At 38.5% G+C, this 12052-nt stretch carries 12 protein-coding genes; 2 read left to right on the top strand and 10 right to left on the bottom strand.

Annotation, left to right across the window (positions count from 1 at the left end; genetic code table 11):
- Positions 1 to 132: 132 nt before the first annotated feature.
- Positions 133 to 1395 (bottom strand): putative DNA modification/repair radical SAM protein, encoded by a 1263-nt coding sequence (locus tag FVB32_RS13590; protein ID WP_147744339.1) that lies wholly within the window; start codon positions 1393 to 1395, stop codon positions 133 to 135.
- A 99-nt stretch (positions 1396 to 1494) separates the two neighbouring features.
- On the opposite strand from FVB32_RS13590, the gene FVB32_RS13595 reads away from it, so the two are divergent.
- Positions 1495 to 2256 (top strand): XRE family transcriptional regulator, encoded by a 762-nt coding sequence (locus FVB32_RS13595; protein WP_147744340.1) that lies wholly within the window; start codon positions 1495 to 1497, stop codon positions 2254 to 2256.
- Positions 2257 to 2372: 116 nt separating this feature from the next.
- Here the strand turns inward: FVB32_RS13595 and FVB32_RS13600 are convergent, their stop codons facing one another.
- The 6 genes from FVB32_RS13600 to FVB32_RS13625 are packed head-to-tail and all read right to left on the bottom strand — an operon-like array spanning position 2373 to position 7432.
- Positions 2373 to 2987, bottom strand: a complete 615-nt coding sequence (locus tag FVB32_RS13600) for a MarC family protein (RefSeq protein WP_147744341.1) — start codon at positions 2985 to 2987, stop codon at positions 2373 to 2375.
- A 1-nt stretch (position 2988) separates the two neighbouring features.
- Complete coding sequence (locus FVB32_RS13605; RefSeq protein WP_187269576.1) at positions 2989 to 3522, bottom strand: DUF3124 domain-containing protein; 534 nt, start codon at positions 3520 to 3522, stop codon at positions 2989 to 2991.
- A 25-nt stretch (positions 3523 to 3547) separates the two neighbouring features.
- Positions 3548 to 4243: a hypothetical protein gene (locus tag FVB32_RS13610; protein WP_147744342.1), complete on the bottom strand. Its 696-nt coding sequence runs from the start codon at positions 4241 to 4243 to the stop codon at positions 3548 to 3550.
- Entirely contained in the window at positions 4243 to 5157 is a 915-nt protein-coding gene (locus FVB32_RS13615; protein ID WP_147744343.1) for an ATP-grasp domain-containing protein, read from the bottom strand. The genes FVB32_RS13610 and FVB32_RS13615 overlap by 1 nt, the downstream gene beginning before the upstream one ends.
- Positions 5158 to 5168: 11 nt before the next feature.
- Positions 5169 to 6851 (bottom strand): gamma-glutamyltransferase, encoded by a 1683-nt coding sequence (gene ggt / locus FVB32_RS13620; RefSeq protein WP_147744344.1) that lies wholly within the window; start codon positions 6849 to 6851, stop codon positions 5169 to 5171.
- The gene (locus FVB32_RS13625) at positions 6839 to 7432 is read right to left on the bottom strand and encodes an acyl carrier protein phosphodiesterase (protein ID WP_147744345.1); all 594 of its coding nucleotides are present in this window, start codon (positions 7430 to 7432) and stop codon (positions 6839 to 6841) included. The genes ggt and FVB32_RS13625 overlap by 13 nt, the downstream gene beginning before the upstream one ends.
- 91 nt (positions 7433 to 7523) lie before the next feature.
- Between FVB32_RS13625 and glmM the strand changes: the two genes are divergently transcribed.
- Entirely contained in the window at positions 7524 to 8915 is a 1392-nt protein-coding gene (glmM, locus tag FVB32_RS13630) for a phosphoglucosamine mutase (RefSeq protein WP_147744346.1), read from the top strand.
- A 2-nt stretch (positions 8916 to 8917) separates the two neighbouring features.
- On the opposite strand, the gene FVB32_RS13635 is transcribed toward glmM, so the two are convergent.
- From FVB32_RS13635 to FVB32_RS13645, 3 genes are all read right to left on the bottom strand, one after another.
- The gene (locus tag FVB32_RS13635) at positions 8918 to 9451 is read right to left on the bottom strand and encodes a YybH family protein (protein ID WP_147744347.1); all 534 of its coding nucleotides are present in this window, start codon (positions 9449 to 9451) and stop codon (positions 8918 to 8920) included.
- A gap of 87 nt (positions 9452 to 9538) precedes the next feature.
- Positions 9539 to 10720, bottom strand: coding sequence for a Gfo/Idh/MocA family protein (locus tag FVB32_RS13640; RefSeq protein WP_147744348.1), 1182 nt, complete (start codon positions 10718 to 10720; stop codon positions 9539 to 9541).
- Positions 10721 to 10723: 3 nt separating this feature from the next.
- Positions 10724 to 12052 carry a Gfo/Idh/MocA family protein gene (locus tag FVB32_RS13645; protein WP_147744349.1) on the bottom strand — a complete coding sequence of 443 codons (1329 nt, stop codon included), beginning with the start codon at positions 12050 to 12052 and terminating at the stop codon, positions 10724 to 10726.

Genomic DNA, 12052 nt, shown 5'->3' on the forward strand with positions numbered 1-12052 from the left:
CTTTAAGGTTGTCAAGCCTCTTTTGAGGTTGCTTTTAAACGCAATGAAATCATAGCCAAGATTTAAGATTGCTTCTCGGCTGCGTTCTAGGTGGTCAGGTCTTTCTTGTGATTGTATGGTATTCATGCTATTTTAATTGAATAATGACAATTGTGTACTATACTGATTCCGAAACTTTCCTGTAGATTGTTGTAGAATCATTCCTTTAATCTTCTCCGCGTCCAAATCCTTGCGCTCCCAGTTTCTAGAATCGCAAATCATAAAATATTTGGCACGGTTGAGGGCCACTCCAATTTTCTTGAGGTGATCCCAGTTCAATTTTCGAAACCTACGGGCATTCAAAATCTTTTCCACTGATCGCATACCCATTCCTGGTATACGGGCGAGCATACGCTTATCCGCATGATTGACATCCACAGGAAAATGATGCATGTTCCGTAAAGCCCAGGAAAGTTTTGGGTCTACATCGATATCCAGATTGGGATGGTCATTGTTCAAGAGTTCATTGACGGCAAAACCATAAAAGCGCAACAACCAATCCGTTTGATACAACCTATTTTCTCGCAACATGGGCACTTGTGATCCAATAGAAGGTAGGCGATTATCTTCTGCAACAGGGACGTAGCCAGAGTAATATACCCGTTTCATATTGTACTGCTTGTAATAATAGGTGGCGGAATACATAATATCCTTATCCGTTTCACCGGTTGCACCCACAATCATTTGGGTACTTTGACCTGCAGGGGCATATTTTGGGGTACTTTTAATGACTTTATGTTCATTTTTAAAGCGAATCAATTCATTTTTAACCTTAAGCATGGGCTTGGTAAAATCCTCATGTTTTTTATCGGGAGCTAATAATTTTAGACCAGAAATAGTTGGGATTTCTATATTGACTGAAAGTCGGTCTGCATACAGCCCAGCTTCATACATCAACTCATCGCTGGCATCGGGGATGGATTTTAAATGGATGTATCCATTAAAGTTTTCTTCCAACCGTAACTTTTTGGCTACAGCGATAAGGCGTTCCATGGTATAATCTGCATTCTTGAAAATACCCGAACTTAAAAACAGCCCTTCAATATAATTTCTTCTATAAAAGTTGATGGTCAAATCCACCACTTCTTGAATCTTAAAAGCAGCACGTTTTACATCATTGCTCTTGCGCGTAACACAGTAAGCACAATCAAAAATGCAATGGTTTGTCAACAGTATTTTTAAAAGAGAAACACATCTGCCATCTTCGGTATAACTATGGCAAATCCCCATTTTAGATGCATTGCCCAGCCCTTTGTCTTTATTTGCCCTGTCGCTACCACTGCTGGCACAAGAAACATCGTATTTGGCGGCATCGGCCAAAACATTCAATTTTTCTTGTATTCGATTAAAGTCCATCCTTTTTTGTAATTAATCCAAAATTATGGAAATATTCCTAAAAATGGAAATATTCCAAATTATTTTTTGGAAATATTCCAAATTTGCTATATTTGAAATATGGAGAATGAGTTAACACTAAAACGGTTTATTGATATTAGAAGAGAATTGGGACATACCCAAGCCGAATTTGCCAAGCTTTTAGGAGTGTCCAATACCACGGCAGATATTGAACGGGGGCGAACTAAATTATCTGGTAGGGTAGTGGCCGAGTTATTGAAACAATTCAATATTAATCCACTTTGGTTGTTTGGTGAAAGTGAAGAAAAGCATTTGGAAACTTCCAGAACAAGCGTAATCCCTAAAGTTGTAACCGTAGATAGTGCTGATAATGATAATATGGTATTGGTGAATGCGAAGGCTGCTGCGGGATATCCGCAAAACATAGCAGATACGAGTTGGTACCATCAATTACCAGCTTTTGATTTGCCTATTCCAGAATTTCGCAATGCTACCTATCGTGGTTTTCAAGTGGAAGGAGATAGTATGTTGCCTAATTTAAAGCCAAACGATTGGGTATTGGCCAGAGCAGTTGAACATATTGACCACGTAAGTGCGAATAAAATGTATGTTGTGGTGTTGCAAGATGCTGTATTGGTCAAAAAGATTGAAAAGCGTCCAAACTCTAATAACATTAGCTTGGTTTCTTTAAACGAAACCTATCCACCATATGATATTAAGCCTTTCCAGATACAGGAAATATGGGAAGTAAGCAGTAAGTTGACTTTTAATGTTGACGCTACTACTGATACGGGGCTGTTAAGACAGCTTCATCAATCTATGGAAGAATTAAAACAGCAGATGGGAAGTGTGAAAAACTAAGGGACACATATGTGTCCCCTAATAAAACAATCACTAGTTCTTTAGGCCAAACTAAACGCGATGAGTGGGGAGTGCTTGTTGAGTATGGGCTTACTGAATTATAGTTCAAGAGAAGCCTAAGAAATTATTGAAAAGAAATCTTTTAATCCGCTTATTATACTTTGCACTGCATAAGCTGCCAAAATCAGTCCCATGATTTTACTGATAACCGTAATTCCATATTCCCCAATTCTTTTTTGAACCATATTTGCAGCAAGAAGCAAAAGTGCAGTCAATATTATTACCACAAAGACTAAAATAGCAGTAACCGCTTGTTGTTGAATAGTATATATATGGTTGTCTGTCATTAAAACCACCGCCATAATGGCTCCGGGAGAAGCAATGGACGGAATGGCAACTGGAAATATTGTGACATGCTTATAATCGGTTATTCTGTGTTTTTCATTCTGGGGCTTTCCCTCACCAAATATCATTGTTAATGCAAATAAAAATAAAATGACTCCGCCAGAAATCTGAAAAGCATCTAAAGAAACTTGCATACCTTCTAATATTAACTGTCCGATAACGATGAAGAATAAAAGAATTAAAAAAGCAACAGCTGCAGCTCTAATTGCAATTTTTCTTTTATGTTTTAAATCAAAGTGTTTGGTGGCCTCTAAATACACGGGTACAGTGCCTAAAGGATCAATTACGGCTATTAGAAACAATATGGTGGCTATAACTTCATGCATTTTAATAGATTCGTTTGCCCAATGTAGTGAATGATAATCCCTGAGATCCTGAGGTAGAAATCATTACCGCCTCAAAAAGAGGTTCTGGGGTTGTCTCTTTTGTTGCCCATTTAAAAAGAAAATTAGCCCCTGTACCGCCATCCTTATCCTCTTCATTAATTACAATATGTATTGTTTCCAAGGGTTTTATGAATATAGGGGTCGAAACATAATTTTTAAGTAAGCTGCCAAATGTGTCGTAATAATTTGCACTCAAAACATAAATACTATCATGAATGCTTGTGTTTCTTAGGCTTACGGTGGCGGTAAGGTCATGTGTTATATTTTCTGAATAGCTATAAATCTGTGAGTAAACAGATAAATAAGTATTTCCTACTGATAAAGAGTCCTGTTCGTTAATTACCATTGTTCTATCTCCAAAACCTCTGTTAGCAGGAAGTTGATTTCTGTCCTTTTCAGCACAGGAACAAAGCATAGTTGCAAACACTACGCTTATTACCAAAACGGTATTATACTTTTTCAGTTTCAAGTACATAGTACAAATATGGAAATTTTTTGAATTAGAATGATTGATAACCTTTAATGTTTCCCATATCCAGAGTTAAAGGACCCAATTGATGGGATTGAGGCAGATATGCTCCACTTTCCATCACTTTCCAATCGTCCCAGGTAGCTTCAATTCCACCGATAGGTATAATTTTCACCCACATTTTAAAACTATTGGGAAATCCGTCCGGGTTTAACTTCCATAGGTAATGGTCTCCTGGAGTTGTGCCACCTTGGGAGTACGATACCAACAAACCCTGGGAACCATCATCGAGCATTACTATACTTCTTGTGGTGCCTTTATCAAACACCTTATAGGGTGCTACCAACCAAAAAGAATCGTTATTGAACATTTTAAGGGCCTTGGCTATCTCGTTGCTTTCTTTTTGCTGTGAAATGCTTTTTCCTGACTTCATCACCTTGCTCCGTGTAGTATTGACCAAATCCAAAAGCACAAGGAACTCATCCCATTTAACTTCAACAACCCCATTTTCTTTATCCCATTTGTATTGGTTTGCTCCGTTTCTGTAAGACCATTCCAGAAAACGGGTATTCTTATACCTTTGATAATCAAGTGCATTTAGCATCTTATGGGCTAGCATATCTGCCTGAGCACTGGAGTTTTCTTCTGGAAGGGGTTCATGAATATACCATAAGAAAAGTAGCCCTCCCAAAAATAAGATTCCAATAACCTTTAAAATGCGTTTCATTAAAAGAGCCTTTCCTTTATGCAAGAAGCAAGGGTATCTGCCGCTTCTGGATAAAGTCTGAACCAAAGCTCTGGTTCAAAAATTTCCAGTTCTGCCAAAGCCCAATTACCATCATTGTCTTTAAAAATATCGACTCGAGCGTAAATAGGAAGTTCTGGAGCTGCTATAACCACCTTTTCAGCAAAGTCGATTTCTTCTTGTGAAGGGGTGTACTTTTGAACGCTACCACCGAAATCATCTTGCACCCTAAAGTCTCCTGGTTTGGCAATTTTCAATACGGCATTGGTGAACTTTCCGTTAAATACCATCATTGATATTTCCCCATGTTCCACGATGTTTTGTTGAAACTCTTGCAGCATCATGGCTTCTTCTGCAATTAAATTCTGAAAAATAGCTTCATGTTGAACAATTTCTTCCGGTAGAATTTTATAAGTGTGTCTTGCTCCACCCGAAAAGCAGGGTTTTAGAACAAAAGCTTTAGAACTGAAGTTATGGTTTTCAATTGCGTTGTTATACGCTTCTTTTAAACTGATTCCTTCACTTTTTTCAATAAACAAGGTTTTGGGAATCGTAATTCCGGCGTCAGCCATGTTTTGCATATAATGCTTGTCTATATTCCAGCCAATTAAATTTTCGGAATTAATGAGTTGTGTCTTGTTAGATACATCATTGAGCCAAAGGGAAAATTCTGGAAAGCGCTCAAAGCAATCCCATGTGCTTCTGAACAAAGCATATTTGGTAGTTGTCCAATCAAATTCAGGATCATCCCACGACTTTCTTGCTACCCTAAGTCCATTGCTTTTCAAAGCATCTGAAACCAGTCCATCTTCTAATAAAACATTGTCAATTGATTTGCTCGTAGTTTTTGGATCTATTAACCTTGGGTCAGTGAGAATTACAACATCATAGGTCATTGCTGTCCAACTTAGTATCCAACTGCAGTATCATCACCTCTTTTGTCAGCACCACCTTCCAATCTTCCATCTTTCAATATCCGTATGGCATCAACTTTTCCTATGATTCGGTTTCTTCCTTCAAAAATTTGATATCCTTTTTCTTTGAGGCTTGATTTTAACTCTTCTGAAAAACCTTCTTCCTCGAATATTACAACATCTGGTAACCATTGATGATGAAAACGTGGGGCATTTACGGCCTCTTGCATGCTTAAATTGTACTCATAAACATTAAGAATGGTTTGCGCTACTGCAGTTATTATAGTGGAACCGCCAGGAGTCCCCACCACCATATAAAGTTTTCCTTCTTTTTCCACTAGTGTTGGGGTCATGCTACTTAACATTCGTTTTTCAGGAGCGATGCTGTTTGCTTCAGCTCCAATAAGACCGAACATATTCGGTACACCAGCTTTGGAACTAAAATCATCCATTTCGTTATTTAAAAAGAAGCCAAGTTCTTTAGAATACAGTTTAGACCCATAGCCACCATTCAATGTAGTTGTTGCGGAAATTGCATTTCCTTCGCTATCTACGATAGAGTAGTGGGTGGTTTCCATACTTTCAACGATTTCTACTTCACCATGACTAACATCTGAAGATAGCGTTGCTTTTTCAAAGGAGAAATCTTGCATCCGTTCCTGTAAATAGGCATCACTCAAAAGTTTGTTTAGCGGGATATTGGTGAAATCAGGGTCGCCCAAGAAGTAATTACGATCTGCATAGGCACGTCTGGCCGCTTCGGTAAATAATTGGACTGATTTTACCGAATTATGCCCAAATTTTGAAATATCATGCGGTTCGATCATCTTAAAGATTTGATTGATGGTGACTCCTCCGCTACTTGGCGGACTCATGGAAATAACACGTAGGTCTTTGTAATCAAAAACTACAGGTTCACGCCACTTTGCTTCATATCTTTCTAAATCTTCCGTAGTAATAAAACCACCCTTCTCTTGTATGAATGCTGCTAGCTTTTCGGCTACTTCACCTTTATAAAAACCATCCCTACCATTTTCCAATATTTTTTCCAAGGTTGATGCAAGTGCTGGGTACTTAATAGTATCTCCCTTAATAAAGTTGGCTGCAAACTTGGTGCTATCCCCATTTACCTGGATAAAGCGCTCTTTATAACTTTCTAATCTCTTCGCTTGTTTTTCGGTGACAACCACACCTTTTTTGGCCAATTCAATTACTGGAGTAAGAATATCGGAAAGCGGTAATGTGCCAAATTTTTTGTGTACTTCAATAACGCCAGCAACGGTTCCCGGAACTCCTACTGCAGTGGCACCAACGATACTCATATCTGGTATAACATTGCCTAAGGAGTCCAAATACATATCTCTATGTGCTGATAGTGGAGCTTTTTCTCTATAATCCAAACCGCCGATGTCACCGTTATTTTTTCGGTAGACCATAAAACCGCCACCGCCAAGGTTACCGGCAAAGGGGTAGGCGACTGCCAAGGCCAATTCTGTGGCGACCATGGCATCAAAAGCGTTACCTCCGTTTTGCATAATTTCGGAACCTATTTTGGAGGCTTCCTCTCTTGCGGAAACCACCATGGCCTTTTCGGTTACTAATCCTGTGGGGAGGGCAGGTTGTTGTTTACAGTTTAGGAATAAAAGAAATGGGAGCGCAAGTATTATTCTTCGCATAGGGAATTAAATTTTTGTTTGGAAAAGGTAATCAATTCTTCAAAAAAAAGGGTAAACTCATTTTCAAAAGCACTATAGTGCTCTTCTAAATCTAAAATGGCAAAATTCATTTTGGATTTGTTTTTTGTTCTTCTGTTCATTCCGGCAAGTACTTTGGAAATGCCATCTAGATTGGCATAACTCAACAACCAGTTATCCGTAATCATATAAGGCATCATACGTTGCGTTGCTAGCGGCAATATGGTATAGTTATCTTCCAGAAGGTCATAGAAGTTTTCCACAAATTCTTCCAAGGGAACCTTTGAGTAGTCCTGCCAGTTTTTTGCTAGAAAATGATCATAAAAAATATCCACAATCACCCTGCTATAATGACTGTAATTTTTATGAAGTCGTTTACTGCTTTGTTTGGCAATATGGTGTGAGTCGGTAAAGGTGTCTATCTCTCTATGCAATAAAATCCCTTTTTGAATCTTTTCAGGAAAGTGTTTGTATTTATTTCCTCGAATATGGTCGGCAAAAAAGTTCCCAAGTGTTATCTCGGGATTATCAAAGGACAAATAAATATGCGCCAAGAAATTCATTAATATAATTTTCTTTTCTGATGAAATTTACAAATTCAAAACATGGAATCGGGAATAGCCGTTTATATTTGCAAAAACTTTTTTAACAACTATGACGCTTATCAAATCGATTTCTGGAATACGTGGTACAATTGGTGGAACTACAAATGATAATCTCACCCCGATAGATGCGGTAAAGTTCGCTGCTTCGTATGGAACATGGTTAAAGGATTATGCTGGCAAAGAGAAGTTGACTGTTGTTATTGGAAGGGATGCTCGTTTATCAGGGGAAATGATTCAGAACTTGGTGGTTTCCACCCTTGTTGGTCTAGGGATTGATGTGGTTGATCTAGGCTTGTCCACAACACCTACAGTTGAAATTGCGGTTCCTTTGGAAAAAGCGGATGGAGGGATTATCCTTACCGCTAGTCATAACCCTAAACAATGGAATGCCCTTAAATTACTAAATGAGCGTGGCGAATTTTTGGATGCAAAGCAAGGAGCGATTATTTTGGAATTGGCTGAAAAAGAGGATTTCAACTTTGCTGAAGTTGATAACTTAGGAGAAATCATTAAAAACGATTCGTATATCGATATTCATATCGATGAAGTTTTGGAGCTTCCTTTGGTAGATAAAGAGGTGATAAAAAAGGCAGGCTTCAAAGTTGTCGTAGACGGCGTTAATTCCACAGGTGGAATTGCCATTCCGAAGCTATTGGAAGAATTAGGAGTAGAAGTGATAAAGTTATATTGTGAACCTACTGGGCATTTTCCGCACAATCCAGAACCTTTAAAGGAGCATTTGGGCGACATCTGTAAGATGGTTGTTGAAGAAGAGGCTGATTTTGGTATCGTGGTAGATCCAGATGTTGATAGATTGGCTTTTATAAGCAATGATGGAGAAATGTTTGGTGAAGAATATACCTTGGTTGCATGTGCTGATTATGTATTGGGAAAAACAAAAGGCAATACAGTTTCTAATCTGTCTTCCTCCAGAGCACTTCGTGATATTACAGAAAAACATGGCGGAACCTATGAAGCGGCAGCTGTTGGAGAAGTGAATGTGGTCACTAAAATGAAAGCTAACAATGCAATCATTGGAGGAGAGGGTAATGGAGGAATCATTTACCCTGAAAGTCATTATGGTCGCGATTCTTTGGTAGGGACTGCTTTGTTTTTAATGCTTATGGCTGAAAAAGGAGGTACTGTTGCCGAGCTTAGGGCAAGTTATCCTAGCTACTTTATGAGCAAAAAGAAAATTCAGCTGACACCAGAGTTGGATGTGGATGCCTTGTTGGAAGCCATGCACAACAAATATAAAAACGAGCAAGTATCAACCATTGATGGGGTGAAAATAGATTTTGCTGAAAACTGGGTGCATCTTCGGAAGTCTAATACCGAACCTATTATCCGTATTTATACCGAAGCTAAAAGTCAGCAAGAGGCAGATGGCTTGGCAAATCGGATTATAGAAGAAATTAAAGAGGTAGCAGGATTAGAATAATCTCAATAATTCAATTCGTAGATGATATCTTGACTGTTGAATTCAGCAGCATCAATATTTATTCTTTTATCAGAATCAAGCCATAATTTCCAGACACCGTCTTCTTTTTTTAATCCGACATTAAAAAGACCATAACCCCTAACCACTAAGTCGGGGTCATCTTTTCGTTTGGAACTAAAACGGTAATATCCTGTTTGGTATGCCAATTCCTCTTTTTCATCGATGGCGGTAGTTAAAATGGTAAAAGCTATTCCCAAACGGTCATCGCGTTGCCTCATGTCGTCCAAAAAACCTCCAAAATTATCCATGTAGCTTTGTCCGTTTTCCACGATATTCTGATCTAAATAGATTCTGACAATATCTGGTGAATGGATAGATCTCAGTTTTTTTGAATCTAAATTGGCATATGCTTCCATAAACGGAATCCAAATATCTTTTTTGATAGCGGTCATGGTCTCTTCAGAAATCTTCTTTGTTTCTTGTGCCACGGATACTCCAAAAAAGCACAGAGTGATTAGGGTGAAGAGTTGTTTCATCGTTTCATTTTTTGATTGGAATAGAATTTATGAAACAATACATAAAGAAAACAAACTTTAAGAAAAGTTTATAGCATAAACTCTTTACTATGGGAGTAGTCCGTTTTTCCATTGAACGATTTCTCTATTATACAAAGCATCCAATCCCATCTGCACACATATAGCTGCTTTGGCTCCAGTAAGGACATTGGATTTTGGCATGGAATTATGAAAGACACTGTCCCTAAAATCGAGCAATGCCTGTTTGCTTGGGTCTAAATGCTCTACTTCTATTGGAATTCCTTTTTCTTGATCCCATTTTATTGTAGCTCCTGAAACCCCATCAACTTCACCAATTTCTTTGGTGCTTTCTATCTTTTCTGGATAAAACCAGGCTTTTGTATAATCAATTATGATAGTTCCCTTGTCTCCAAAAACCTTAATGAGATAATCATCTTTTGAATTACTGGTTAAGCATGTGAATTTGGCCCGGACTCCATTAGGATAACTATAGATCATATGGACGTTATCCAAAGTTTCCCTTCCGTCTTTCCAATAATCTATTCCGCCATCACCCATAACTTGGGTTGGAACTGCATTTAGGACCCAATTGCTAAAATCCAATTGGTGAGAGCATAACTCTGCCAAAAGCCCCCCTGAAAACTCGCGGTACATTCGCCAATTAATAGCTCTTTCATGCTCTGGGTTTTGTACTTTTCTTCGCCAGTTACCATTTCGGTTCCATTGACATTCTATTGCCGTAATCTTTCCAATTTTTCCATTTTGAATTAGGTCAACAATATGTGTGTATAATCTGGAACTATGATATTGGTGTCCGGTTTGGAATATTTTTTCGGATTTTGAGGCATTTTCCACCAATTCCTTGATTGCTGAATATCCTTTTACCAAGGTTTTTTCACAATACACATGTTTCCCCGCATCAAGGGAATCAATAGCAATTTGACTATGTGTGCTAAATGGTGTGGCGATTAAAACCGCATCGATTTGCTTATTGTCTAAAAGAGCCCTATAATCAGAATAGCCATTTGCTTTCCCTTGAACTTTTTCTAACCCACTTTGCAATCTAAATGGAAGAACATCAGCACATGCAACAACGTTTAGCCCTTCCATTTCATTAATGATAGGAATAAACCCGCCCCCTCTGTCTCCAGTTCCGATGACCCCTATATTGAGCGTGTCATTTTTAGATGGATACAGTACACTGGCATTTATAGTAGATATTCCGGCTGCAACTATACCAGTTTTTGCAACAAAATCTCTTCGTTTCATTTTTTATAGTTTAGGTTCCCAACCTTGCTCGTATTCTCTTTTCCAATTTTCCATAACGGCATCATCATTAAGGACTTTTCCGGTAGTCGTATCAATTTTCAAGGTGTGTCCGGCATCCTGAGCCATATTTCCTAAATGGCATAACATGGTAGAAACGCTGGCATCGTTAATATCTGCTTTTAAAGACTCGTCCTTTCTTATGGCATTGAAAAAATTGGCAACATGATCAACGTCCAACCCACCTATGCCTTGTGTGTTTGTGGTTGCACTTTGAGATTTTTCAAACTGAAACTTCACAGGATTCCCACCTAAATCATAAAGCTTGTAAAAATTCCTGCTCAACTCAATACTTCCTTTGCTTCCGTAGATGGTTACACCCCTTCCAGGCCGTTCTGGTTTCATGATACCGCGACTATGCCCTGTCCAAGTAATGAATTTATCATCAGAGAACTTATAGGTTACTTGTTGATTATCAATAAATTCCCAATCATCATTGAACGTGTATTTCCCACCAAAAGAGGTAACAGTTTCTGGAAGGTCTACACCCAAGGCCCATCGACATATATCAATTTCATGTGTGCCATTGTTGTGGATTTCTCCGGTGCCCCAAGTTCTAAACCAATGCCAGTTATAGGGATGAATATTGTCGCGATAATCTTCTCTAGGTGCCGGACCTTGCCAAAGATTCCAATCTAAAGTTTTTGGAACACTCACTTTATTTCCTGTACCAATAGATCCTCGATTATTAGAATAATAGGCTTCTCCTTTATAGACATTTCCTATGATTCCGTTTCTAATATCTTCAACAGCTGCGACGGACGTTTGTGCTGATCGCTGTTGATTGCCCATTTGTACTTTTTTGCCATATTTATTTTGAGCAGCGACTAGGAGTTGATTTTCATGTGGGTTATGGCTACAAGGTTTTTCTACATAAACATGCTTTCCAGCTTGCATGGCCAAAATGGCCATGGGAGCATGCCAATGCTCTGGAGTAGCTATAAAGACAGCGTCAACATCTTTATCTTCCAATATTTTCCTGAAATCTTTTTCTACTTTGGGCACATAGCCAATATGTTCTTGACACCAGACATTATGCTCTTCAATAATTACATCATCAACATCACAATTGTATAAGATTTTGGCATTGGAATCTTGGTGAATGGCAATTATATGTGCTTTAGCACGACTACGAACTCCTATAACTGCTACTCCTAAGCGATCATTGGCACCTAGTATACTTGAAAATCCCGTGGTGGGCATCAGTATTCCTCCCAGCGCTAAACCAGTACTGCTTACTGTTGTCTTTTTTATAAAATCTCTTCGAGTTCCCAT

The sequence above is a fragment of the Flagellimonas hymeniacidonis genome, from assembly GCF_008040165.1.
Lineage (GTDB): Bacteria > Bacteroidota > Bacteroidia > Flavobacteriales > Flavobacteriaceae > Flagellimonas > Flagellimonas hymeniacidonis.